Source organism: Variovorax humicola, assembly GCF_037889915.1.
GTDB classification, from domain to species: Bacteria; Pseudomonadota; Gammaproteobacteria; order Burkholderiales; family Burkholderiaceae_C; genus Variovorax; species Variovorax humicola.
The window spans coordinates 1-25,527 of record NZ_JBBKZV010000001.1 but is presented as its reverse complement, the minus strand read 5'-3'; the positions used below and the strand labels follow the sequence as shown (position 1 = coordinate 25,527).

Sequence of the window (25,527 nt, the reverse complement as noted above, 5' to 3'; positions counted from 1 at the left end):
ACCACGGGCCGCACGCCATGATTCGACTCTCCGAAATCAAGCTCCCCCTGGACCCGCCTTCCGACGCATTGCCGCGCGCGGTGCAGGGCCTGCTCGGCGTCGAGCCCGAGGCCATTGCCAACATCCAGGTCTACAAGCGCAGCTTCGACGCGCGCAAGGTCGACCTGCTGCAGGTCTACATCGTCGATGTCACGCTGGTGGACCCGTCGCGGGAAGCAAGCCTGTTCGCCAAGCTGCACGGCAACCCGCGCGTGATGCCGACACCCGACATGGCCTATCGCGTCCCCGCGCAGGCCCCGGCGGACTTGCCCGTGCGCCCGGTGGTCGTGGGCTTTGGGCCTTGCGGCATCTTCGCGGCGCTGATGCTCGCAAAAATGGGATTCAGGCCGATCGTGCTGGAGCGCGGCAAGACCGTGCGCCAGCGCACGCGGGACACCTGGGGCCTGTGGCGCAAGAGCGTGCTCAATCCCGAGTCGAACGTGCAGTTCGGCGAAGGCGGCGCCGGCACGTTCTCCGACGGCAAGCTCTACAGCCAGATCAAGGACCCGCGCTTCCTCGGCCGCAAGGTGATGGAAGAGTTCGTCAAGGCGGGCGCACCGCCCGAGATCCTCTACGTCGCGCATCCGCACATCGGCACGTTCAAGCTGGTGAAAGTGGTCGAGACGATGCGCGCGGAGATCATCGCGCTGGGCGGCGAGGTGCGCTTCGAGCAGCGCGTGACCGATGTGCTCATCGAAGACGGCCACCTGCGCGGGCTCACGGTGCTCGACCAGGCCACCGGCATGACGAGCGAACTGCGCGCCGACCATGTGGTGATGGCACTCGGCCACAGCGCGCGCGACACCTTCGCGATGCTGCACGAGCGCGGGGTGCACATCGAGGCCAAGCCGTTCTCGATCGGCTTCCGTGTCGAGCACCCCCAGAGCCTGATCGACCGCGCCCGCTGGGGCCGGCATGCCGGCCATCCGCTGCTCGGTGCGGCCGACTACAAGCTGGTGCATCACGCGAGCAATGGCCGTTCCGTCTACAGTTTTTGCATGTGTCCAGGCGGCACCGTGGTGGCCGCCACGAGCGAGCCGGGGCGCGTAGTGACGAACGGCATGAGCCAGTATTCGCGCAACGAGCGCAATGCGAATGCCGGGATCGTGGTTGGCATCGAGCCGCGCGACTACCCCGGATGGAGCGTCGATTCGCCCGGGGACGCACTCGCCGGCATCGCGCTGCAGCGCCAACTCGAATCGAACGCCTTCGTGCTTGGCGGCAGCGACTATCGAGCGCCCGGTCAACTGGTGGGCGACTTCGTCGCGGGCACGCCATCGACCGCGCTGGGCAGCGTCGAGCCTTCGTACAAGCCGGGCGTGACGCCCACCGATCTGCAGCAGGCCCTGCCCGCCTATGCCATCGAAGCGATGCGCGAAGCCTTCCCCGCATTCGGGCGCAAGATCAAGGGTTTCGACCTTCACGACGCGGTGTTGACCGGTGTGGAAACGCGCACCTCGTCCCCCATCAAGATCACGCGCGGTGAAGACTTGCAGAGCTTGAACGTGCGCGGCCTGTACCCGGCGGGCGAAGGCGCGAGCTACGCGGGCGGCATCCTTTCAGCCGGGGTGGATGGCATCAGGGTGGCGGAGGCCGTGGCGCGAGGCATGCTGAAAGAATGAAACCACCCCCGAAGCGCCTGCGGCGCCTCCCCCTCCAGGGCCTCCAGGGGGCGCACCGGCGGCCCGGCGAAGCCGGTTCCGTGGGTGCCCACGAACAGACTTCGCAGTGCTCGTCCTGGTTTCACGCGTCGCGGGTCATGCGATCGCGTGGTGGAATGCTGAAAAGAGAGCTGATCAGGCCTGCTGGGCGTTTTGAAGCGCGGCGATGCGCTCTTCGATCGGCGGGTGGGTTGCGAACAACTGACCCATCTTGCCGGTGATGCCCATCGCCTCGACCGCCTTCGGCAACTCACCAGCCGGCAGTCCGCCCAGGCGGGCCAGCGCGTTCATCATCGGCTGCTTGCGGCCCATGAGCTGCGCAGCGCCCGCGTCGGCGCGGAACTCGCGCTGGCGCGAGAACCAGGCAACCACGATCGCGGCGGCAAAGCCAAGAATGATGTCCAGCACCAGCGTGGTGATCATGTAGCCGATGCCGGGCCCCGAGCTGCGGTCGTCGCCGCGGCGCAGGAAGGAATCGACCGCATAGCCAATCACGCGCGACAGGAACACCACGAAGGTGTTCATCACGCCCTGGATCAGCGTCATCGTGACCATGTCGCCGTTGGCGATGTGCGCAACCTCGTGGCCAATCACGGCCTCGATTTCCTCGTGGGTCATGCCTTGAAGCAGGCCGGTCGAGACTGCGACCAGCGATGAATTCTTGAATGCGCCCGTGGCAAACGCATTGGGCTCGCCTTCGAAGATGCCGACCTCGGGCATGCCGATGCCGGCCTTGTCGGCGAACTTGCGCACGGTGCCGACGATCCAGGCTTCGTCGGCGTTTTGCGGGTTGTCGATCATGCGCAGGCCGGACGACCACTTGGCCATCGGCTTGCTGATCAGCAGCGAGATGATCGCGCCGCCGAAACCCATCACCAGCGCGAAGCCGAGCAGCGACGTCAGGTTGAGCCCGTTGGCCGTGAGGTAGCGATTGACGCCCAGCAGGCTCGCGACGACACCGAGCACCGTCACGACGAGGACGTTGGTCAGCACAAAAAGAAGGATGCGTTTCAAGTTGAAATCTCCGTGGGGAACACCGTGTGACACCAGCGCGCAGTTGAGGGCCGGCTGGCCCGATTCAAGCTGCGCTGCAATGCGACCCCGTGTGGGTTGTTTTTCTACTCAGGGGATCGGCGCGACGAAAAACGTCTGCGTCATCATAGAAGCAAAAGTTCGCGTTGTCGGCCCACCAGGCCGGCACGCCAAGCACCGGCAGCGGCACGAACGGCTTGGCCGCGAGGTGCGCCGCGTCGAGCGCGGCTGCGATATCCGCGTCGTCGCTTGCAATGGAGGGATCGGGGCCGGGCGCGAACAGCACGTGCGCCGTGGCCTGCTTGCGCGGAAAGACCAGTTTTTCCATCAGGGCATGACCGAAGACCAGCAGCCGCGATTGCTGCCACAACGCGCGATCGGTGACGAAAAGGCGTTGCCAGTCGCGCGCGGCGAGCGCCTGCCATAGCGCCGGCGGCGCGTCGAGCACGGCACCGTTCTCGTCGAACAAGGTGAGCGCATCGCGCAACGGCCCGCGCGTGGCGCCAATGCCGGCGCGGGCGATCTCGCTTGCTTGCAGTTGGTTCAGGCGGCGCTTGGCCCGCGGGAATTTCAACCACACAAGGCCGTTGAAGAAGTCGTGCAGGTTGTCGCGCGTCGGGACGGTGCCGGTGCGATGGATGAAGGCTTCGTAGGCCTCACCCGCAGGCAGTTCGTCGTGCGCCACGAAGCGCGGCGCGCCTGGTGGCGCCGCATCGCGCAACGCCTCCACGATCGAAGTGCGTTCCGCCGCCAGCGCCGGCGATTCCCCCGCAACGCGCCACGGCGCGAGCCATTCGCGGGACCAATCGATGGGCGCCACGCTCAGGGTGCGGGCGCGCCGATCCAGCGGATGCGGTCCGGATGCTGCAACACGGCGAATTCCGCCGGCAGCTTCTCGAACAGCTTGATGGAACTCGCATGCTTGCCAAGCAACTTGGCCGCGCGCAGTGCCTGGGCCACGTCGTTAAGCGCGACCTCGCTGCCGCCGCGCAACGCGGGCACGGCTTGGAGAATGAACTCGGCAGCCTCCGAGGCGGCCGACTCCTTTTGGGACTTCTTCGCCGCATTCTTCGTGGCCGCCTTCTTGGCCGCGGGCACAGCCTTGGCACGCGGAACCTTTGCTGCGGCGCCACTCGCGGCAGCCTTTGCCGTGGTCTTGCGGCCGGCCGCACGCGCGACAGGCACCGAAGGCGCCGCGGACGAGGCACTGGCGCGGCCGGACTTGTCGTGGTGCTGCAAGTCCGTGAAGTCGTCGTAGGCCGCGGTGGTTTCGTCGCCCGTCTTGCCTTGCTGGCCGATGCCGCAGACACGGCAGCCTTTCTCGCGCAGGCGGATCACGAGCGGGGCGAAGTCGGAGTCCGACGACACCAGGTAGACGACCTGCGGACGCTCGATGACGGCCAGGTCCATCGCGTCTACGGCCAGCGCGATGTCGGTGCTGTTCTTGCCGGCGGCAAGGTTCACCATCGGCCGCACGCCTAGACGCTTGAACAGCGCTTGATGCTTCAAGGCGACTTCGGCAGTGCAGTAGGCGCGGCGCACATGCAACTGGCCGTGCTCGGCCAGTACCTTGTGCACGGCCTGCTCCATCACGTCGGCCGAGACGTTGTCGGCGTCGATGAGGAGCATCACCTTGAGCATGGGGTTCATGGCAAGAGCTTCCAGTTGAGCGTCTCGCCGCCGCACAGGGGCTTGACTACCGTGTCGCCGTACGGCACGGCCTCGGGCACTGTCCAGCTTTCGCGCTTCAGCGTGATGGTGTCGGTGCGGCGCGGCAGGCCGTAGAAGTCGGCGCCGTGGAAGCTGGCAAAGCCTTCGAGCTTGTCCAGCGCGCCGGCACCGTCGAAGGCCTCGGCATACAACTCGACGGCGGTCAGCGCGGTGAAGCAGCCGGCGCAGCCCTGTGCATGCTCCTTCAGGTGGGCCGCGTGCGGGGCGCTGTCGGTGCCGAGGAAGAAGCGGTCGCTGCCGCTGGTGGCCGCCTCGACCAGCGCGACGCGGTGCACCTCGCGCTTGAGCACCGGCAGGCAGTAGTAGTGCGGGCGGATGCCGCCGGTGAAGATGGCATTGCGGTTGTAGAGCAGGTGGTGCGCCGTGATCGTGGCCGCGGTGAAGGGCCCGCCGTCGCGCACGTAGTGGGCACCCTCTTTCGTGGTCAGGTGCTCGAAGACGACCTTGAGTTCGGGGAAGTCGCGCCGCAACGGGATCAACACGCGGTCGACGAAGACCGCCTCGCGGTCGAACAGGTCGACCGCCGGGTCGGTGACCTCGCCGTGCACCAGCAGCAGCAGGCCGTGCTTCTGCATCGCCTCCAGCGTCCTGTACGTCTTGCGGATGTCGGTCACGCCGGCATCGCTGTTGGTGGTGGCGCCGGCCGGATAGAGCTTGAGCGCGCGCACGCCGGCCTGGGAGGCGAGCGCGATCTCCTCGGGCGGCAGTTTGTCGGTGAGGTAGAGCGACATCACCGGGTCGAACTTCATGCCATCGGGCACGGCGGCCAGGATGCGATCGCGGTAGTCCATCGCCTGCTGCGCAGTGGTTACGGGCGGGCGCAGGTTGGGCATGATCAGCGCGCGGCCGAACTGGCGCGCCGAGTGCGGCACAACGGCTTCGAGCGCGGCGCCGTCGCGCACGTGCAGGTGCCAGTCGTCGGGGCGGGTGATGGTGAGGGTGTCTGCGGGGCTGGTCATGGCGGCGATTGTCCCATCGCGCGGCGGGCGCCGGCGACATGACTCCCGCGGCCATGCTTGCGAATCACCTGCCATGCCCTGCACGCGCGTCGCAAGGCATTGCACTTCGCCGTCCGCGGCATCCACGCCTTCGCCCGCTGCCGTGTTTCGCCCGCGAATCCGGCCGCGCGCCGGCCGGCGGAAGACTTACCGCAAAGCGGCGACGACAGGTTTCCCCGCAGCCTCACCGACCACCGCCGGCGCATCCCAGCCGCCGCCCAGCGAACGGATCAGCGCCACCGTCGCCTGGTATTGCGCCGATTTCACCTGCAGCGCCTGGCGACGGTTCTGCAGTTCGCTGCGGCGCGCATCGAGCAAGTCGAGTTGGCTGACGTAGCCATTGCGGTACCGCGCATCGCTCAGCACCGTGGCCCGGCGGGCCGAGGCCACCGCGCGGGCCTGCACCACCGACTGTTCGTCGAGCAGGCGCAGCGCCGCGAGTTGATCTTCGACCTCCCTGAACGCAACGAGCACCTGCTCGCGATAGCTCACGAGGGCCCCGTCGAGCCGGGCCGATGCGCCCTTCAAGTCCGCTTCGCGCCGGCCGCCGTCGAGCAGCGGCAACGACGCCAGCGCACCGATGCCCCACGACCGGGCCGACCACTTCAACAGGTCACCCAAGTCCGACGACGCGTATCCACCGGCACCCGTCAACGAGAACGTCGGGAACCATGCCGTCTTCGCCACGCCGACGCGGGCCTGGGCGGCTTCTACCGTTCTTTGCGCAGCGGCGACGTCGGGCCTGCGCTCGAGCACGGTCGACGGAAGCCCCGCGGGAATCGACGGCAGCGCGGTCGTCCATTCGGCGGTGCTCACGCTGAACTGCGACGGCACCGCTCCGGTGAGCACTGCGAGCGCGTGCTCGAGTTGCGCGCGCTGGCGGTCCAGCGCAAGCGCGTCGGATTCGTTCGAGGCCAGTTCGGTCTGCACGCGCACCACGTCGAGTTCGGCCAGATCGCCGGCGCGGTAGCGGCTCTGGGTCACGCTGAGCGTGCCGCGGTAGGCCTCGACCGTATCGCGCACGATGGCACGCTCGTCGTCGAGCGCGCGCAGCGCGAGGTAGCTCTGCGCCACCTCGGCCTGCACCAGAAGACGCGCACTTTGCAGCAGGGCTTCGCGCGATTGCGCATCGAGCGCGGCGGCGTTGCTGGCGCCCGAGAGGCGGCCGAACAGGTCGACTTCGTAGGACACCGTGGCGCCGGCGGTGATCAGCGACGCTGCCCGCTTGCTGCCGTCGCCACGGTCCAGGCCCGCGCCGCGAATCCCGCCGGCGCCGAGCCCGACTTGCACCGAACGATCGGCGTCGACAGCGCGGGCGACGGCGCGTGCTTCCGCCAGCCGGGCGGCAGCCTGTTGCACGGTGGTGTTGGCGACCGCGGCACGCTCGACCAGCGTGTCGAGTTCGCCGTCGTTGAAGGCACGCCACCACGCGCCATCGGCTTGCACTGGCGTACTTGAAACGTTGGCCGCCGCCTGCTCCCTGAATTGCGCCGGCGTGGTGACACCGGACGACAGGTCCGCGGTCGAAGCACAACCGGCCAGCACGAGAGCGGCCACCAGCGGCAGCAATGCGCCACGCAAGGCGGAAGAAATACGGTTCGTTGTCATGGTCGGAACTCCTGCCTCATTCATTCATGCGACTCGTGCGGCGCCGCTGGCTGCGCGTGCAGTGCGCCGCCACCGGCGCCCGTCTTGAACGCTTCGAGGTGCGGCACCTCGCCATGCAGCTTGAGCGGCCGGTTGCCGGTCAGCTTGCGCAGCGCGACATAGAACACCGGTGTGAGGAACAGGCCGAAGGCGGTCACGCCGATCATCCCGGCGAACACGGCCACGCCCATCGCGCTGCGCATCTCGGCGCCGGCGCCGGTCGAGAGCACCAGCGGCAGCACACCCATCACGAAGGCCAGCGAGGTCATCAGGATCGGGCGCAGGCGAAGCCGGCTCGCCTCGATCGCGGCCTGTATCGGCGTTCGGCCCGCGAACTCCAGTTCCCTCGCGAACTCCACGATCAGGATCGCGTTCTTCGCACTGAGGCCCACCAGCACGATCAATCCGATCTGCGTGAACACGTTGTTGTCGCCGTTCGATATCCACACGCCGGTCATCGCGGCGAGCAGGCCCATCGGCACGATCAGGATGATCGCGAGCGGCAGCGTCAGGCTTTCATACTGCGCGGCGAGCACGAGGAACACCAGCAGGATCGCGAGCGGGAACACCAGCACCGCCGAGTTGCCCGCAAGGATCTCCTGGTACGTCAGCTCGGTCCATTCGAAGCCGATGCCCTTGGGCAGCGTCTCGGCCGCAATGCGCTCGACCGCGTCCTGCGCCTGGCCCGACGAATAGCCCGGCGCGGGGCCACCGTTGATGTCCGCCGCAAGGTAGCCGTTGTAGCGCATGGCGCGCTCAGGGCCGAAGCTCGAATTGACCTTCATCAGCGCCGACAGCGGCACCATCTCGCCGGAGTTGGAGCGCACCTTCAGCAGCCCGATGTCCTCGGCGCGCGCACGATACGGCGCATCGGCCTGAACGCGCACGCTGTAGGTACGGCCGAACTTGTTGAAGTCGTTCGCATACAGGCTGCCGAGGTAGATCTGCATGGTGTCGAAGATGTCCGTCACGGGCACGCCGAGCTGGCGCGCCTTGGTGCGGTCGATGTCGGCATAGAGCTGCGGCACGTTGACCTGCCAGCTCGTGAACATGCCGGCCAGTTCAGGCGCCTTCGAGGCCTTCGCCATGAAGGCCTTCACGGCCGCGTCCATCTCGTCGTAGCCGAGCGAGGCGCGGTCTTCCAGTTGCAGCTTGAAGCCGCCCGTGGTGCCCAGCCCCGCCACCGGCGGCGGCGGGAACATCACGATGAATGCATCCTGGATACCCGCGAACTGCTGGTTCAACTGGCCCGCGACGGCACCGCCGCTCTGGTCGGGCCGCTTGCGCTCGTCGAAGGGCTTGAGCGTCGCGAACACGATGCCCGAGTTGGAGCTGTTGGTGAAGCCGTTGATCGACAGGCCCGGGAACGCGACCGCATCCTGAACGTTCGGGTTCTTCTTCATGATGTCGCCCATGCGATGGATCACGTCCTCGGTGCGGTCGAGCGTGGCGCCGTCGGGCAGTTGTGCAAAGCCGATGAGGTATTGCTTGTCCTGCGCCGGCACGAAGCCGCTCGGCACGGCCTTGAACAGGCCGAAGGTCACGCCGATCAGAGCAAGGTAGATCACGAGCATCAGCGTCTTGCGCGAGATGACGTTCTTGACACCACCGCTGTAGGCCTCGGAGCCGCGATGGAACAGGCGATTGAATCCGCGAAACAGCCAGCCGAACACGCGGTCCATGCCGCGCGTGAGTGCGTCCTTCGGATGGTCATGGCCGCGCAGCAGCAAGGCCGCGAGCGCGGGCGACAACGTCAGCGAGTTGATCGCCGAGATCACCGTCGAAATCGCGATGGTCACCGCGAACTGCCGATAGAACTGGCCCGTGAGGCCGGTGATGAACGCCAGCGGCACGAACACCGCGACCAGCACCAACGCAATCGCGATGATCGGCCCCGACACCTCGCGCATTGCCCGGTACGTCGCCTCGCGCGGCGTCAGCCCCGCCTCGATGTTGCGCTCCACGTTCTCGACCACCACGATCGCATCGTCCACCACGATGCCGATCGCCAGCACCAACCCGAACAGGCTCAGCGCATTGATCGAGAAGCCCAGTACATGCAACATCGCAAACGTCCCGATCACCGAGATCGGCACGGCCAGCAGCGGGATGATCGACGCGCGCCAGGTCTGCAGGAAGAGGATCACCACCAGCACCACGAGCGCGATCGCCTCGAGCAGCGTGTGCAGCACCGATTCGATGGACGCGCGCACGAACTGCGTGGGGTCATAGGCGATGCGGTATTCCACGCCTTCGGGCATGTTCTTCGCCAGCTCGTCCATCGTCTTGCGCACATTGGCCGAGATGTCGAGCGCATTCGAGCCCGGCGCCTGGAACACGCCCATGCCGACCGCCGCGTCGTTGTTCAACAGCGAGCGCAGCGAATAGTCGGCCGCGCCAAGCTCGAGCCGGCCGATGTCGCGCAGCCGCGTGACTGCGCCATCGCCACCGGTCTTCACGATGATGTCGCCGAACTCTTCCTCGTTCTGCAGACGGCCTTGGGCGTTGATCGACAACTGCATGTCGACGCCCGAGAGCCCTGGCGAGGCACCCACCACACCGGCCGCAGCCTGGATGTTCTGGCTGCGGATCGCATTCACCACGTCGCTCGCCGAGAGCCCGCGCTGCGCAACCTTCTGCGGGTCGAGCCAGACGCGCATCGAGTACTCGCCACCACCGAAGATCTGCACCTGGCCCACGCCCTGGATGCGCGCGAGCCGGTCCTTCACGTTCAGCACCGCGTAGTTGCGCAGGTAGTTGATGTCGTAGCGATCGTTCGGCGACACGAGGTGCACCACCATCGTCAGGTCTGGCGCACTCTTGACGGTCGTGATGCCGAGCCGGCGCACTTCCTCGGGCAGCCGCGGCTCGGCCTGCGAGACGCGGTTCTGCACCAGTTGCTGCGCCTTGTCCGGGTCGGTGCCAAGCTGGAACGTCACCGTCAGCGTCATCACGCCGTCGGTGGTCGCCTGGCTGCCCATGTAGAGCATGCCTTCGACGCCATTGATCGATTCCTCCAACGGCGACGCGACGGTCTCGGCTATCACCTTGGGGTTCGCGCCAGGGTATTGCGCGCGTACCACCACCGAGGGCGGCGAGACTTCCGGGTACTCGGAGATCGGCAGGCTGCGCAGCGCGAGCAGGCCGGCGATGAGCATCAGCACCGACAACACGCCAGCAAAGATAGGCCGGTCGATGAAGAATTTCGAGAGATTCATGATGTGCTTTCAGAAGCGCCCGGGCGCTTCAGGAATTCGAGGCGACGACCTTGCTGGCCGCGGGCGCCTGGGCAGTCGCATCCATCGGCACGGTCTGCGGCGCCACCAGCGCGCCGGGGCGCACGTGCTGCAGGCCGTTGACCACGATGCGCTCGCCGACCTTGAGGCCGCTGGCCACCACGCGCAATCCGTTGGCAGGCGCGCCGAGCGTGACCTCGCGGTACTCGGTCTTGTTGTCGCCGTTGACGACCATCACGTACTTCTTGTTCTGGTCGGTACCGATGGCGCGTTCGCTCACCAGCATCACGTTGCTGCTCCTGGCCTGGCCCATGCGGATCCGGGCGAACTGGCCGGGGATCAACGCGCCGTCCTTGTTGTCGAAGGCGGCGCGCACGCGCACCGTGCCGCTGCGGGCATCGACCTGGTTGTCGATGAGCTGCAGCCTGCCTTCGATGGGCGTGCCGGTGCTGGCAGCGGTGCCCATCTGCACCGGAATCTGCTCGATCAGGTTGCGTGCGCTGGCGCCGCCGGGCAGGTCCTTCAGCGCCTTGACGATCACGGATTCATCGGCATCGAAGCTTGCGTAGATCGGGCTCACCGACACCAGCGTGGTCAGCACCGGTGCCCCCGGGCCCGCTGCGACGAGGTTGCCGACCGTGACTTCGAGCTTGCCGATGCGGCCCGACACCGGCGCCCTCACTTGCGTGTAGCCGAGGCTCAGCCGCGCCGTCTGCAAGGCCGCCTGCGCGGCGCGCAGGTTGGCCTCCGCCTCGCGCTTGCCATTGCTGCGCTCGTCGAACTCGCGCTGCGCGATGGCTTGCTCGTTCCACAAGCGGCTGGCGCGTTCCTGCTCGCTGTGGGCCTGAGTCACGCGGGCTTGCGCTGCCGCAACCTGCGCTTCGGCGCGGTCCACGTCGGCTGCGTAGGGCGCAGGGTCGATGGTGATCAGCAACTCGCCCTGCTTCACCAGCGAGCCTTCCTTGAAGTGAACCGCCTGCACCGCGCCGGCCACGCGAGAGCGCACGTCGACGCGTTCGACCGCTTCGAGCCGGCCCGAGAACTCGTCCCACGCCGTGACGTCGCTGGCAGCCACCGCCGCCACCGACACAGGAATGGCCTGCGGCGCGGCTGGCGGGCTGCTGGCCTCGGCCTGCATCGAATGCATGCCCCCAAACAACGCGGAAGCAACGGCCACGACCGCCGTCAGGCCGGTGATGGCCGGCCACAGGCCCTTGCGCGCCGCGGAAGTAATTTGTTGCTTGGTCATGATGTTTCGTCCTTTGGGTCAATTCGGGAAAGCGAAGGGCCAGCCGGCGCGGGGGGGCGCCAGAAAGCATTTGTCTTGTAAAAAGAGCCGAGGTCTCTGTCGGCCTGGAATCCCGGCGGCCGGCGCTCATGCGGGCGGCCCCGTCGTCGTCGGTCTCAGTTCGCCGGGGGCGGCGTCGTTGCGCTGAAAAACTCGCGGAAGTGCTGTTTCACCGTCACGGCGCACGGACACTCGCCGCTGGCGCCCTGTGACAATGCCTCGGCCCATTGCGAGGCTGGCGGCAACACGATGCTCTGCACCTCGTTGCCCGCTTCACGCAGGCGGCCCGCATAGGTCATCGCTTCATCGCGCATCGCATCGTCCTGCCCGACCAGCACCAGCGTGGGTGCCAACTGGCCGAGCCGGAGCGACGCGCCCGGCACCGCATAGGGATGCATCGCATCCTTGGGACGGCCGAGGTACTTGGCCCAGCCGGCTGCCCACTTGCATTGCACTGCGTCGTCCATCGCCTTGCGCAGCGACGGCGTTCCAGTACAGGGGTCGAGCATCGGCGACAAGAGGATCTGCCCCGCGAGCGGCGGATGGCCGCGGTCACGCGCAATCAGGGCAACGGCCGCTGCCAGATTGCCGCCGGCCTCTTCGCCCGCGAGGAACATCCGCGCACCCTTGCCGCCAAGCTTCACCCGGTTCTTGTAGAGCCACTCCAGCACGTCGAAACCCAGTTCGATTGCGCCGGGAAACGGGTTCTCCGGTGCCAGCGGATAGGCCACCGAAACGACGACCGCACCGGTGCCGGCCAGCAATCGCGCCACCATGCGTCCGTCGTCGAGATCACCGCATGCAAACGTGCCGCCGTGGAAATGCAGGACCAGCGGCGACCCGACGACGCCCGTGCGCTCCCCGTAGGTGCGCGCCTTTACCGCACCACGCTTCGGCAATTCGATCGTGATGTCGCATTCGGCGGCACTCGACGCTTCGGCGTTCTCGGCGGGCAACAATGGACGGGGTGACATGGGTGTACCTGCGAAGGGTCAATACAAAACTGCGATGGTTGGAATACTAGGCGCCTTCAGTGGGTTGAAATCAGCCTCGAGCATCCCACTCTGTTTCCGCACAATGAACAATCGCGGGTTTTCGCTCTGAGAATCCCGCTCCCCCGGCGACATGGCCGGGGCCCCAGGAGTTGACCCATGGACCCCATTCACGCGATGCGCGCCTTCGTCCGGGTTGTCGAAGCCGGCAACTTCACGCGGGCTGCAGATTCGCTCGACTTGCCCAAGGGCACGGTCACCAAGCAGATCCAGGCGCTGGAGGAACGGGTGCAGGTGAAACTGCTGAACCGCACCACGCGCCGCGTCACCGTCACGCCGGACGGTGCCGCCTATTACGAGCGCGCCGCGCGCCTGCTGAACGACTTCGACGACCTCGAATCGAGCATGACCAACGCGCAGGCCAGCCCGAAGGGGCGGCTGCGGGTGGACGTGGGCTCGTCCACCGCCAAGATGATCATCATCCCGGCGCTGCAAGGCTTTTGCGACCAGTATCCGGACATCCAGGTCGACCTCGGGGTGACCGACCGGCCGGTGGACCTGATCGGCGAGAACGTCGACTGCGTGATCCGCGCCGGCGACCTGTCCGACCAATCGCTGGTGGCGCGGCGCATCGGCACCATGCCATTCACGACGGTGGCATCGCCGGCCTACATCCAGCGCTACGGCATGCCGCAGCATCCGGGCGATCTGGAAAAACGGCACCACGTCGTCGGCTTCTTCGCGTCGAATTCGCGACGCAACTACCCGCACGAGTTCATCAAGGGCGACGAGCGAATCGAGTTGTCGGTGACATACCGCGTGTCGGTGAACGAGAGCAATGCGCACCTTGCCTCGGTGCTGGCCGGCTTCGGCATCTCGCAATGCGTGACCTTCCAGGCCGCGCCGCACATCGAGCGGGGCGAACTGGTCGAGGTGCTGCCCGACTGGACGCGCGACCCGTTGCCGGTTCACGTGGTGTATCCGCCCAACCGGCACCTGAGTCCGAAGGTGCGGGCCTTCGTCGACTGGGCGGCGGAACTTTTTGCGAAGCACCCGCATCTGCAGCGGCTTTGATCCGAGGCCGCCGGGTGCGGCCATCTTCGTCGGCGGTGCCACAAGCGAAAAAGCCCCGCGAAGGGGGCTTTCAATGGTGCGCAAGCGCAGGGTTCAGTGCGCCAGGATCTTGTTCAGGAAATCCTTGGTGCGCGGCTGGCGGTTTTCCGGATGGCTGAAGAACTCGTCCTTCGAGCAGTCTTCCAGGATGCGGCCGCCCACGTCGATGAAGATCACGCGGCTGGCCACCTTGCGGGCAAAGCCCATTTCGTGCGTGACCACCATCATGGTCATGCCTTCCCTGGCCAGCGTCACCATCACGTCGAGCACTTCGCCCACCATCTCGGGGTCGAGCGCCGAGGTGGGTTCGTCGAACAGCATCACGATCGGGTCCATGCTCAGTGCGCGGGCAATCGCCACGCGCTGCTGCTGGCCGCCGGACAGCTGACCCGGGAACTTGTCCTTGTGCGCCATCAGACCCACGCGATCGAGCATCTTCAGGCCACGCGTCTTGGCTTCCTCAGGGCTGCGGCCGAGCACCTTGATCTGCGCGATCGTCAGGTTCTCGGTCACCGACAGGTGCGGGAACAGCTCGAAGTGCTGGAACACCATGCCCACCTTGGAGCGCAGCTGTGGCAGGTTGGTCTTGGGGTCGTGCAGCGCAATTCCGTTGACCGTGATCTCGCCCTTCTGGAAGGGCTCGAGCGCGTTCACCGTCTTGATCAGCGTCGACTTGCCCGAGCCCGACGGGCCGCAGACCACGACCACGTCGCCCTGCTTGATGCTGACCGAGCAATCGTTGAGCACCTGGACCGGGCCGTACCACTTGGAAACGTTCTTGATTTCAATCATTTCTTAACTCCGATCATCGGATGATGGCGATCTTCTTGTGCAGGCGCTTGACGAGATAGGACAGCGCGTAGCAGAGGATGAAATACACGACGGCAGCCAGCAGGTAGGCCTCGATCGGCCGTCCGAAGTTCTTGCCCGCCGTCTCGAAGCCCTTGAGCAAATCGTACGCGCCGATGGCATACACCAGCGAAGTGTCCTGGAACAGGATGATGGTCTGCGTCAGCAGCACCGGCAGCATGTTGCGGAACGCCTGCGGCAGGATCACCAGCTTCATCTGCTGGCCATAGGTCATGCCCATCGCCTGCGCGGCATGGACCTGGCCGCGCGGAATCGACTGGATGCCCGCGCGCATGATCTCGCTGAAGTAAGCGGCTTCGAAGGCGATGAAGGTGATCACCGCCGATATTTCCGAGCGGTAGTTGACGCCCGCCTTGCCGAACAGCGCGTAGAACGACGCCGGCATCAGCAGGAAGAACCACAGGATCACCATCACCAGGGGAATGCTGCGCATGCCGTTGACGTACACCGCGGCGGGCGCGTCCAGCCACTTCTTGCCGGACAGGCGCATCAGCGCGAGCAAGGTGCCGAAGATCACGCCACCCACCGTGGCCACCAGCGTCAGCGTCAGGCTGAAGTAGAAGCCCTTCAGGACGAAACTGCTGATGACGTCCCAGTTGTAGAAGGAGAGGTCGAGATGCATCATTTCAGTTGCTCCATGACGCCGAGCGTCTCCCGCGACGCATGAACACAGGACGAGCACGGCGAAGTCTGTTCGTGGGCACCCGCGGAACCGGCTTTGCCGGGCCGCTGGGTGCGCCCCCTGGAGGGGGAGGCGCCGCAGGCGCTTCGGGGGTGCTTGATTTCCCCCGCGGAACCGGCTTTGCCGGGCCGCTGGGTGCGCCCCCTGGAGGGGGAGGCGCCGCAGGCGCTTCGGGGGTGCTTCATCTCAATGCCCCCCGCCGCCGGCCGAAACGATGAAGCCCGGCACGCGGGTCTTCCTCTCGATGAACGACATGAGCCGGTTGATGGCCAGCGCGGAAATCACGTAGAGCGCCGTCACGGCCAGGTAGACCTCGATGCCGCGCGACGTTTCTTCCTGCACCTGCATCGCGAACATCGTCATCTCGGCGATCGAGACCGCGAAGGCCACCGACGAGTTCTTGAAGATGTTCATCGTCTCGCTCGTGAGCGGCGGCATGATGATGCGATAGGCCATCGGCAGGATCACGTAGCGGTAGTACTGCGGCGTGGTAAACCCCACCGCCATGCCCGCGTAGCGCTGGCCCTTGGGCAGCGCCTGGATGCCCGAGCGCACTTGCTCGGCGATGCGCGCCGACGTGAAGAAACCCAGCGCCAGCACCACCAGCATGAACGGCGGCACGCCCTTCATGAACGGGACCAGGGCCGGAATCACGTGGTACCAAAGGAAGATCTGCACCAGCAGCGGAATGTTGCGAAACAACTCGACCCAGGCGTTGCCGAATCGAACCAGCCAGGGGTTGTCAGGCAGCGTGCGGATGATGCCGATCAGCGAGCCCAGCACCAGGGCCACCACCAGCGCCAACAGGGCGACAGACACCGTCCAGCCCCACGCACTCAGCATCCACTCCCAGTACGTCGGGTGCTTGCCCCCCGGATCCTCTGTTAGCCAAGCCCAGTTTCCCATCGGGAGTCTCCTCTAAAACATCGAAAGTCGGCGAGCGCCGATGTGAAGTAAGACGCCCGCCGAGTTGGCGGGCGTCCTGCAAGTCAGCGTCGCAGTGCGATCACTTCTTGGCCTGATAGTCTTCCATCGGCTTGTCGTTCGGATTCGCCCACGCATCCTTGGTGGCTTGCGACAAGGGCAGGTTGATCGTCACGTTTGCCGGCGGAATCGGCTTCAGGAACCACTTGTCCCATAGCTTGGCCAGGTCGCCGCTCTTGATCTGGTTCTTGATGCTGTCGTCCACGGCCTTCTTGAATGCCGGGTCGTCCTTGCGGATCATGATGGCGATCGGCTCGACGCTCAGCACTTCGCCGACGATCTTGTAGTCGGCAGGCGACTTGGCCTTGGCGATGTTCGAGGCCAGGATGGAACCGTCCATCACGAACGCATCGGCGCGGCCCGATTCGAGCAGCAGGAAGCTGTCGGAGTGGTCCTTGCCATAGAGTTCCTTGAAGTCGATGCCGCCGGCGCGTTCATTCTTGCGCAGCGTCTGGACCGACGTGGTGCCGGTGGTCGTGGCCACGGTCTTGCCGTTCAGGTCCTTGATCGACGAGATGCCCGAGTTGGCCTTGACGGCGATGCGCACTTCTTCCACGTAGGTGGTCACGGCGAAGGACACGTCCTTGGCGCGGGTGGCGTTGTTGGTGGTGGATCCGCACTCCAGGTCGACGGTGCCGTTCTGCACCAGCGGCACGCGGTTCTGCGAGGTCACCGGCTGGTACTTGGTTTCCAGCTTCTTGCCAACGACCTTTTCAAGGTCCTTGATGATGTTGGCGCAAACGTCGTAGTGAAAGCCGGTGTACTGGCCGTTGCCCAGCGTGTACGACAGGCCTGACGATTCGCGCACGCCTTCGGTGATGACGCCCGAGGCCTTGATCTTGGCCAGCGTCTCTTCCGCGAATGCCCCGCTTGCGGCGACGGCGGAAATGGCAAGAACCAGTAGCTGTTTCTTCATGAAGACTCCTTGGATAAATGGTGGCACATCGTCCGAAATTCTAAGCATCCACGTTCTCGGGAATACCCGCGCCCGGTTCTGGTGCGCAAGGCACCCTGCGGGATCGACGCACAGCGCAATTGCATCGAATGCTAAGCAGGCTTTGTGCCCGAAGGAATCGCCGCCGGCGGAACCGGTTTGACCAGCCGCACCGGCTGCGTCAGGTGCTCGGGCACCAGCAGCGCAGCCATCTGCTCGCGCGTCATGATGCCCAGCGCCTCGGCCACCTCATCGATGGGGCCGCCGGACTTGAGCGCGGTCTTGGCGATCAGCGCGGCCTTCTCGTAGCCGATGATCGGATTCAGCGCCGTGACCAGCGTGACCGACTCGCGCACCCGCTTCGCCAGGAACTCGTGGTTGGCCTCGATGCCTTCCACGCAGTTCTTCTGCAGCGTGATGCAGGCGTTGCCCAGGTGCTGGATGCTCTTGAACAGGCTCCAGCCCATGATCGGCTCGAAGGCGTTGAGCTGCAATTGCCCCGCCTCCGACGCCAGCGTGACGGTGATGTCGTTGCCGATGACCTCGAATGCGACCTGGTTCATCACTTCCGGAATCACTGGATTGACCTTGCCCGGCATGATCGACGAACCGGCCTGTCGCGCCGGCAGGCGGATCTCGCCGAAGCCGGCCTGCGGCCCGCTGGAGAGCAGGCGCAGGTCGTTGCAGGTCTTGCTGAGCTTGGTGGCGACCCGCTTGAGCACGCCCGACAGTTGCACGAAGGCGCCGGTGTCCTGCGTGGCCTCGATCAGGTTGGCGGCCTGCTTCAGCGGAACCTGCGTCTGCTCCGCCAGGTATTGGCAGGCCAGGTTGGCATAGCCGTGCGGCGCATTGATGCCGGTGCCGATGGCGGTCGCGCCGAGGTTGATTTCCTCGATCAGCGCGCGGGCCTCGGAAAGGCGCTCCTCGTCCTCGCCGATCATGATCGCGTAGGTCAGGAATTCCTGGCCCAGCGTCATCGGCACGGCGTCCTGCAACTGGGTGCGGCCGATCTTCAGCACATCGCGGAATTCGAGCGCCTTGGCTTCGAAGCTCTGGCGCAGGTTGGCCATGCAGACGAGAAGCCGGCCGATCGCAAACCACAGCGCGAGCCGCACGGCCGTCGGATAGACGTCGTTGGTGCTCTGCGACGCGTTGACGTGATCGTTCGGATGCAGCACGTCGTAGCGCGCCTTCTCGTGACCGATCTTTTCGAGCGCGAGGTTGCAGATCACCTCGTTCGCGTTCATGTTGGTCGAGGTGCCCGCGCCGCCCTGGATCACGTCGACCACGAATTCGTTGAGCAGCTTGCCCTCGATCAGGTCTTCGCATGCCAGGATGATCGCGCCCGCGCGCTCCCGGTCGAGCGCGCCGAGGTCGGCATTGGCACGCGCCGCGGCCTTCTTCACGTGGGCCAGCGCGCGCACCAGGTCGGGCATGGCCGACACGCGCGTACCGGAGATCGCAAAGTTCTCGACCGCACGGGCCGTGTGCACGCCCCAGTAAGCGACTGCGGGAATCTGCTTTTCACCGAGGAAGTCGTGTTCGGTACGAAAGTTGGAATCCATTGCTAGGCCTCGACTTTAAGAGATGCGCACTCCCGGCGCGCAGGTGGATGAGTGCATGACAGCAAGACTGCGGCGACTGTATGTTCGCGTGCCGACGTGCGCCAATGCCGTATGCGGGCGCCGTCATGCAGGATCGTCATGGATGCTTCACGCGGCGTTGCCGCGCGTCACCGCGACCGGACTGGCCCGCAGGTAGGCCCACAGCGCATCGGCCGCGCTCTTGCTGGCGGGCACGGCATCCGTGGCGGCGCCCTTGGCCGCCCGCCCCGAAGACTTTGCAGCCGGCGCCGCGCCGGGCCGCTCGCGATAGGCCTGGATCTCGAGCGTGACGTCGAGGCCGTCCATCTCCGGCGGCAACGCGCTCACCAGCCGGCGAGCCTTCACCTCGCGGCGCACCGCGCTGTACGGGAGGAAGGCGACGCCATGGCCTTCCAGCGCCATCACCTTGAGACCTTCGGCCATGTCGGTTTCATACACACGGTCGAGATGGATCGCGGTACCCGACTGCTTGAGCAACTGGTCCACCACGCGCCCCAGGTAGGCGCCCGGCGCGTAGCCCAGGTATGGCAGCGGCCGCCCGGCGCGGCCCGGCAGCCGGTAGCACGGCGCGCCGTCGGCATCGGGCTTGACCCAGGCCGACACCCGCTCGTTGCCGAGGCTCACCATTTCGTAGCGGTTGGCGTCGAGTTGCAGCGGCTGCGAAGGGTGCTGGTAGGAGATGAGCAAATCGCAACTGCCTTCCACCAGGCGCAGCACCGCGTCATGAACGTTGAGCGCGATCAGCCGGCTCTTGATCGGCCCGAAGCGCTCGCGCAGCATCGTGACCCATGCCGGGAAGAAGGTGAAAGCCAGCGTGTGCGGCACCGCAAACTCGATGACGTCCTGCGCCGCCGCGGTGTGGCCGCGCAACATGGCGCGCGTGCTCTGTAGGCCCTGCAGCATCTCCAGCGCCTGGCCGTAGAGCGTCTGCCCCGCCGGCGTCAGGCTCGTGGGATAGGAGGTGCGGTCGACCAGATCGGTGCCAGCCCAGCCTTCGAGCGCCTGGATGCGCCGCGAGAACGCCGGCTGTGTCACGTGCCGCAGTTGGGCGGAACGGCTGAAGCTGCGCGTTTCAGCCAGACTGACGAAATCTTCCAGCCACTTGGTTTCCATAAGTCGGCACATTATGTTCTTGCGGCATGAGCTTGAAGTGCCTTGTCGAGGCAGGGAAAACTCCAAACCTGCGCGCCCTTGCGCTCAGATATAGCGGGGCTACGATGCCGGTGCCATGCCAACCGCCCAACTGTCCGAACTCGACGCCACCGAACTCTCCCGCCGCATTGCGAGCCGGGACGTGTCCTGTGTCGAAGTCATGCAAGCCTCGCTCGCACGCATCGATGCGCTGAACCCGCGCTTCAACGCGATCGTCTCGCGGCGCGACCCGGACGCCTGCCTTGCCGATGCCCGCGAACGCGATGCGCAGCTCGCGCGCGGCGAGCGCATGGGCTGGATGCACGGCTTTCCGCTGGCGGTGAAAGACCTCAGCCATGCCATCGGCCTGCCCACGTCAATGGGCTCGCCGCTCGCGCCGAAGAGCCCGGCCCGCGTCGACAGCCTGCATGTCGCCCGCGCACGCGCGGCGGGTGCCGTCATCATCGGCAAGACCAACACACCCGAGTTCGGCCTCGGCTCGCACACTTACAACAAGGTCTTCGGCGTCACCCGCAATGCCTGGGACCCGACAAAGACGGCCGGCGGCAGCAGCGGCGGCGCGGCGGTGGCGATCGCGCTGGGAATGCTCCCGGTGGCCGATGGCAGCGACATGATGGGGTCGCTGCGCAACCCCGCCGCGTTCAATAACGTGATCGGCATGCGCCCCTCGCGCGGCCGCGTGCCGGGCTCGCCTGACGAAGAGCTGTTTTTTCAGCAACTGGGCTGCGACGGCCCGATGGGCCGCACGGTCGAAGACACGGCACGTCTGCTGTGCGTACAGGCCGGCTTCGACGCACGCGTGCCGCTCTCCATGACCGACGCCCTGCCCTCCGCCGACGCGCTGGACCTGAGCGGCGACGCGAAGGGCTTGCGCATCGGATGGCTCGGCAGCATCTGGCCCGACCTGCCCGTCGAGGCCGGCGTGCGCGATTTGTGCGAATCCGCGTTGCAGACATTCCGCTCGCTGGGCTGCGAGGTCGAGCCGTGCGTGCTCGACGTTCCCCGCGAGCAGAACTGGACCGCCTGGCTTCGCCTGCGCCAGCTCATCGTCAGCGGCAAGCTCAGCGCACTGGGCTCCGACCCCGCATTTCACATGCACATCAAGCCCGAGGCCTTGTGGGAAATGGAGCAGGGCAAGCAACTCGATGCCGCGTCGCTGCACCAGGCCACGATGTTCAGGTCGAACGTCTACCGGGCCTTCGTGCGCCTCTACGAACAGTTCGATTTCGTGGCCGCGCCGACGGCACAGATGTTCCCCTTCGACGCCGAACTGCACTGGCCTCCGCACGTGGCCGACGTGCCCAGCAAGACCTATCACCACTGGATGGAGATCGTCACGCCCTTCACCCTGGCCGGCGTGCCGACGCTCAACCTGCGCGCCGGCTTTGGCGCGCAGGGCTTGCCGATGGGCTTGCAACTGGCCGGCCCGGTCAATGCCGACCTGGCGGTGTTGCGCCTGGGCCATGCCTATGACAAGGCATGCGAATGGTCTGCGATGCGGCCACCCGCTGCGGCGGCGCAGAACTGACTCGTTGCCCTCGCAGGTTCGATCCGCAAGAAGGCGCAGAGTCGTGGCTGGGTCGTCGCCCCGACCGCCTTGAAGACCGCGCGAGAGGGCTCACCGATGGGCATGGAAGATCAGAAGGCTGCGTTGAGATTGAATCCAGCCGTGACCCTGGCCGTGCGATAGCCCTCGGGCTTGGAGCGCCGCTCACCGCAGTGGAAACGGTCAATCCCCCGGCGGCGATGAGACCTCCTTCGCCCATGGCCGCCACGCCCGCAGTGGATACCGCATCACCCAGCGCCGCACCTATCCCCGATGCCGCCCCGGCCGTGAAGTACGCCACCACCACCGTCACGATGGCCGCCCCCTCCGGCGTCAGGCCCTGGTGGCCGTTGTCCCAGGTCTTGTGCACCTCCTCGATCTTGGCCCAGTCGACCTTGCCGTTGAAGCTCGGGTCGTTGATCAGTTGCTGCACCCAGCCCATGCCCGGCTGCCGGGCCAGCGCCTCGATGCTGTCGCGCGCGCCCAGCCCGGCTTGCACATGGTTGACATCGATGGCCAGGTTGCCCGCGTTGATCTGGTTGTAGCCGGTCGTCTGGTCGGTATGGCCGTTGTCGCGGGCGATCTGGTAGACCAGGTCGCGCCCCTGGCTGGTGACGTAGGTGGTCTGTTCGCTGGCCTGCGTGCCCATGATGAGGGTGTCGGCCTTGAGGGTCACCTTGCCGGGCGCGTCGATGGTGGTGCCCGCCAGCGCCAAGGTGTCGGCGGCGGTGATGTTGACGTTCGCCCCGCTGATGCCGGTGCGCGCCAGCCGGGTGTCGTCGATGCGGGTGGAGGTCTGCTCGCGCGCATTGATGCCCTCGGCCGCATCGAGCAGCACGGCCGCATGGCCGAAGTCGTACCACGGGCTCTTGCTGCGGGTCGCGCCCGTCACCGACTGGCTGTTGGTGGCCGCCTGGATGACGACACTGCCGCCCTTGATGGAGACGTCCTTGCCCGCATCGACCTGCACGCCCTGCAGGAAGACGCTGTTGCCGCCTTGCAGGAGGATGCCGCCGTTGCTGCTGGCGATGGTGCTGGGCGATGCGATGTCGGACTGGATTTCGATCCCGGTGCCGCTGCTGCTGCCCTCGCCGAAGAGGACGGGGAGGCCGGTGGTGAGCATGCCGCCCAGGGCGGCGCCAGCGTTGATGCCTTTCTTGGTCTTGTCGACGTCGATGCGCATGCCGCCGGTGCTGCGGCCTTCCACGATGGCCAGATCGTTGGCCGCGTCGACGAGCACGCCTTGCGTGCCGCGGATGCGCGAACCTTCGATGGCGATGTTGTTGCCCGCGGTCATCGCGAGCAGGCCGCCGGAGAAGCTGCTGCCCACGCTGGTGCTGGATTCGTAGCTGCCGGAGGCCTTGGTGGTGGTGCGGCTGAGGAGGCCCTTGTCGGTGAACTCGGCGGTGTAGTTGCCGGCGGTTTGTGCAGCGCCCGAGCGGATGTTGATGTCATGGCCGGCGTGCACGCTCAGCAAGCCGCCACCCGCATCCACCGTGGCCTGGCGCGCGTTCACATCCCGCCCTGCATTAAGCGTCGTGGTGCCTTGGGTCGCGATGGTGGCTCCCAGTTCGCTGGAACTGCTTGCCGCCAGCAATGTTCCCTTGCCCGCGCCGGCCAGGGTTCTGGATTCGGTCACGGTGCCGAGGTTGATGTCGTTCCTGGCGGTGACGGAGGTGGTGCCGCCCGGGCCCTGGTTGGACAGGATGGCGCCGATCAGGTTCGCGTCATGCCCGGCACTGGCCACCAGCGTGCCGCCCGGGTTGCTGACGTACAGGCCCGCCACGCGGTCGATGCTGTTGTTGCCGAAGGAGCCTGCTGCGGTCGTGGTGCGCACGTTGAGGTCGCCGTCGGCGTGGGCAAGAGGAAAACCTATTGGACCCTCAGTGTGGGCGATCGACACGATCATCTGGCTCATCGACATGCGGCTTCCAGGCGGAGCCGCCGGGGCACGCCTCGGTGAAGAACCAGATGCCATTGTTCATTTCGGCATCGTCCTTGGGGAATGCACTCCTGAAGCGGTTCACTTGCTCGTCCACAGTGCCACCAATGGGTTTATGCGTCTGCATGTTCACTAGCTCAATGCGGTGCTCGTCGAGCAAGCGGCGAAGGACCCAGAGGAACGCTTCGCGACGGGCGTGGAACGATGCGTGACCATGCACCAGGAATCGGGTTCCGAATGGCTTCGCGAAATAGTCCCAAACGGCATCTAGTTCCATGCCCTCGCAGCCCTCAGCCACAAATATGAACTGTTCGTTGGTCAGCATGAAGTCTCTACTTGAATTTGATCTCGACACGATCACGAGCGATGACCCCCGCAAGCTGAGGGTTGTCTTTTACGTCAATGGTCCATCGCGCCTCACGTCCAGTGGCGCCAATCACAGAGCTCGACACAGACCGCAAGTTCACCGTCGTCCCATCCGCCAGCCTCGCTAGCCACACATTGGGCGGATTCCCCGCAACCGGGTTGAGCGCCGCACCCCCAGTCAAATCGTTGACGTAGGCCTTGGCCTGCGCCTCCAATTGCGCATCGGAGAGATTGGTCGTATTGAACACCTTCGTTGTTCCTGTTCGATTACTTTCGACCGTTGCGGTGTACGTCCTGCCATAGAGCGATATCTCGCTCGTCACATTCTGCTTGTCGAACAGTGTTGTGAGTTCGTTCAAGCGCGACTGGGAGCCAATATTCGCCCCTGGCGGCGTTCCCGCAGGCGGGGTAGCCGGTACAAAGAGCCCCGTCGCGGCGTCCTGCCGCCCAATCACTGTGCCGCGGCTATTCAGCACCTCTCCATTGACGATACGTAGGCCTGCAACATCCGATGCCGTCACTGTTGTACTGCCGAGGCGAGCCGCTGCCGCTATCGCAATGGCATCCAGACCGTAGTCAATCGCTCCTCGAATAATTGCATCACGGGTGATCGCGGTGATGGCACCGCTTTCAGCGGCGGCCTCAAGAGGACTGGCGGGCCGGAAAATGTAGTTGCCTTGGGGGTCCCTCTCGCTGGTCACCACACAAACATTGGTTGGCCCACCACAACCGTGGAACACCTCGCCAGGCGTCGTGTCTGGCATTGACCCGACGGGCACCCAACTTAGCGTTGCGTTGACAAATCTGAAAGCGGCCGTCCCATTAAGGGCTGGGAACCCAGCATAGGACGCTTGTGCGATTTTGAAGTCTGCAATTGCGGAGCTACAGGCTTGGCTTTGTGGAGCGAGGCAAGCAGACACCAACGCGTCATCTCGCGCGTCACTGGTCGCTATCAGGTTCGTGGCAACCCTGCACTGATCCAAGTTGCCTTTATTGCAGGCACTCGCGGCCGGCGCGAGTCGGGCTGCTTCAGTGTGATTCAGATAGTTGTTCGCCGCCGCATTCGCCCCCGCTTGGCTCGCAAGGTTGATCTGCGTCGCGTCACCCCCCGCGATGGCCACCGCGATCCCGCCCAGCATCGCGGCGAACTGCGTCGTGTCGATCTGCCGCCCATAAGCCTCGGCAGCCATCTCGCCCACCGCCGCGCCCAGCGCCCCGGCCCCGCAGCCGCCCGCGTTGTCCGCACGCACCGCCCCCACGGCGCAGCCCGCAATCGCATGCGCCACCTTGTTGGTGAAGCCGTCGAGCACCGCATCGTCGCCCATGCTCAGGCCACCGATCGCATTGGCCGCTTGCGCCGCCACCGTGTCCAGGATCGCCGCCTTCAGCCCGCTCTTCAGGCTGTCCTCCAGGCTGCCCCCGTTGATCGCCGTGTCGATCAGCGCCCTGGCCGCACCCGCCTGGAGGTTCTGTCCCAACTGCGTCAGGAATTCCTGCGAGCCCGCGCCCGCCGTCGGCAGGCCGGTCGGGTTCATGTTCAATCCACCGAGCACCCCGCCCGTGACGATCGCGGTCAACAGGCTCTTGACGCTGGCGCTGGAACCCAGGTCGTGCAGGGTCTTGCCCACGTCGCCCTGGTTGTTGATGAGGGCCACGGCCGCCTGGCTTGCCAGCGCAGTGAGGCCCGCCGTCACGGCGCCGCTCACCGCA

At 65.9% G+C, this 25,527-nt stretch carries 20 protein-coding genes; 3 read left to right on the top strand and 17 right to left on the bottom strand.

Translation table 11 applies throughout. The annotated features are described in order from the left end of the window. Window positions 1-17: 17 nt before the first annotated feature. The gene (locus tag WKW80_RS00100) at window positions 18-1,661 is read left to right on the top strand and encodes an NAD(P)/FAD-dependent oxidoreductase (protein WP_340361501.1); all 1,644 of its coding nucleotides are present in this window, start codon (window positions 18-20) and stop codon (window positions 1,659-1,661) included. A gap of 174 nt (window positions 1,662-1,835) precedes the next feature. Here WKW80_RS00100 and htpX read toward each other — a convergent pair whose 3' ends face one another. From htpX to WKW80_RS00060, 8 genes are all read right to left on the bottom strand, one after another. Beyond that, window positions 1,836-2,714: a protease HtpX gene (gene htpX, locus WKW80_RS00095; RefSeq protein ID WP_340361500.1), complete on the bottom strand. Its 879-nt coding sequence runs from the start codon at window positions 2,712-2,714 to the stop codon at window positions 1,836-1,838. Window positions 2,715-2,778: 64 nt separating this feature from the next. Continuing rightward, window positions 2,779-3,558, bottom strand: a complete 780-nt coding sequence (locus WKW80_RS00090) for a DUF3025 domain-containing protein (protein WP_340362167.1) — start codon at window positions 3,556-3,558, stop codon at window positions 2,779-2,781. Beyond that, window positions 3,555-4,382 (bottom strand): NYN domain-containing protein, encoded by an 828-nt coding sequence (locus tag WKW80_RS00085; RefSeq protein WP_340361499.1) that lies wholly within the window; start codon window positions 4,380-4,382, stop codon window positions 3,555-3,557. The genes WKW80_RS00090 and WKW80_RS00085 overlap by 4 nt, the downstream gene beginning before the upstream one ends. After that, window positions 4,379-5,422, bottom strand: coding sequence for a dihydroorotase (gene pyrC / locus WKW80_RS00080; RefSeq protein ID WP_340361498.1), 1,044 nt, complete (start codon window positions 5,420-5,422; stop codon window positions 4,379-4,381). The genes WKW80_RS00085 and pyrC overlap by 4 nt, the downstream gene beginning before the upstream one ends. Window positions 5,423-5,608: 186 nt before the next feature. Then, on the bottom strand, window positions 5,609-7,069 hold the full coding sequence (locus WKW80_RS00075) for an efflux transporter outer membrane subunit (RefSeq protein ID WP_340361497.1): 1,461 nt from the start codon (window positions 7,067-7,069) through the stop codon (window positions 5,609-5,611). 20 nt (window positions 7,070-7,089) lie between these two features. Then, a complete protein-coding gene (locus tag WKW80_RS00070; protein ID WP_340361496.1) occupies window positions 7,090-10,326 on the bottom strand; it encodes an efflux RND transporter permease subunit in 3,237 nt (1,078 codons plus the stop codon). Window positions 10,327-10,354: 28 nt separating this feature from the next. Next, on the bottom strand, window positions 10,355-11,593 hold the full coding sequence (locus WKW80_RS00065) for an efflux RND transporter periplasmic adaptor subunit (protein ID WP_340361495.1): 1,239 nt from the start codon (window positions 11,591-11,593) through the stop codon (window positions 10,355-10,357). Between the two features lie 155 nt (window positions 11,594-11,748). Beyond that, the gene (locus tag WKW80_RS00060) at window positions 11,749-12,606 is read right to left on the bottom strand and encodes an alpha/beta hydrolase (RefSeq protein ID WP_340361494.1); all 858 of its coding nucleotides are present in this window, start codon (window positions 12,604-12,606) and stop codon (window positions 11,749-11,751) included. A 177-nt stretch (window positions 12,607-12,783) separates the two neighbouring features. On the opposite strand from WKW80_RS00060, the gene WKW80_RS00055 reads away from it, so the two are divergent. Next, entirely contained in the window at window positions 12,784-13,698 is a 915-nt protein-coding gene (locus tag WKW80_RS00055) for a LysR family transcriptional regulator (protein WP_340361493.1), read from the top strand. Between the two features lie 93 nt (window positions 13,699-13,791). Here the strand turns inward: WKW80_RS00055 and WKW80_RS00050 are convergent, their stop codons facing one another. From WKW80_RS00050 to WKW80_RS00025, 6 genes are all read right to left on the bottom strand, one after another. Then, window positions 13,792-14,529: an amino acid ABC transporter ATP-binding protein gene (locus tag WKW80_RS00050; RefSeq protein WP_340361492.1), complete on the bottom strand. Its 738-nt coding sequence runs from the start codon at window positions 14,527-14,529 to the stop codon at window positions 13,792-13,794. 13 nt (window positions 14,530-14,542) lie between these two features. Next, on the bottom strand, window positions 14,543-15,232 hold the full coding sequence (locus WKW80_RS00045; protein ID WP_340361491.1) for an amino acid ABC transporter permease: 690 nt from the start codon (window positions 15,230-15,232) through the stop codon (window positions 14,543-14,545). A 243-nt stretch (window positions 15,233-15,475) separates the two neighbouring features. Further along, the gene (locus WKW80_RS00040) at window positions 15,476-16,195 is read right to left on the bottom strand and encodes an amino acid ABC transporter permease (RefSeq protein WP_340361490.1); all 720 of its coding nucleotides are present in this window, start codon (window positions 16,193-16,195) and stop codon (window positions 15,476-15,478) included. Window positions 16,196-16,295: 100 nt separating this feature from the next. Further along, a complete protein-coding gene (locus WKW80_RS00035) occupies window positions 16,296-17,189 on the bottom strand; it encodes a transporter substrate-binding domain-containing protein (protein ID WP_340361489.1) in 894 nt (297 codons plus the stop codon). Between the two features lie 131 nt (window positions 17,190-17,320). After that, a complete protein-coding gene (locus tag WKW80_RS00030; RefSeq protein WP_340361488.1) occupies window positions 17,321-18,772 on the bottom strand; it encodes an aspartate ammonia-lyase in 1,452 nt (483 codons plus the stop codon). Between the two features lie 147 nt (window positions 18,773-18,919). Then, the gene (locus WKW80_RS00025) at window positions 18,920-19,924 is read right to left on the bottom strand and encodes a LysR substrate-binding domain-containing protein (protein WP_340361487.1); all 1,005 of its coding nucleotides are present in this window, start codon (window positions 19,922-19,924) and stop codon (window positions 18,920-18,922) included. 115 nt (window positions 19,925-20,039) lie between these two features. Between WKW80_RS00025 and WKW80_RS00020 the strand changes: the two genes are divergently transcribed. Then, the gene (locus tag WKW80_RS00020) at window positions 20,040-21,491 is read left to right on the top strand and encodes an amidase (RefSeq protein ID WP_340361486.1); all 1,452 of its coding nucleotides are present in this window, start codon (window positions 20,040-20,042) and stop codon (window positions 21,489-21,491) included. On the opposite strand, the gene WKW80_RS00015 is transcribed toward WKW80_RS00020, so the two are convergent. The 3 genes from WKW80_RS00015 to WKW80_RS00005 all read right to left on the bottom strand — a co-directional run. Then, the gene (locus WKW80_RS00015; protein WP_340361485.1) at window positions 21,394-23,427 is read right to left on the bottom strand and encodes a hypothetical protein; all 2,034 of its coding nucleotides are present in this window, start codon (window positions 23,425-23,427) and stop codon (window positions 21,394-21,396) included. The two genes, WKW80_RS00020 and WKW80_RS00015, sit on opposite strands and share 98 nt — an antisense overlap. Beyond that, window positions 23,393-23,776, bottom strand: a complete 384-nt coding sequence (locus tag WKW80_RS00010) for a DUF596 domain-containing protein (RefSeq protein WP_340361484.1) — start codon at window positions 23,774-23,776, stop codon at window positions 23,393-23,395. Before WKW80_RS00010 ends, WKW80_RS00015 begins: the two co-directional genes overlap by 35 nt. 7 nt (window positions 23,777-23,783) lie before the next feature. After that, window positions 23,784-25,527 (bottom strand): DUF637 domain-containing protein (locus WKW80_RS00005; RefSeq protein ID WP_340361483.1); only part of this gene is annotated, 1,744 nt, incomplete at its 5' end.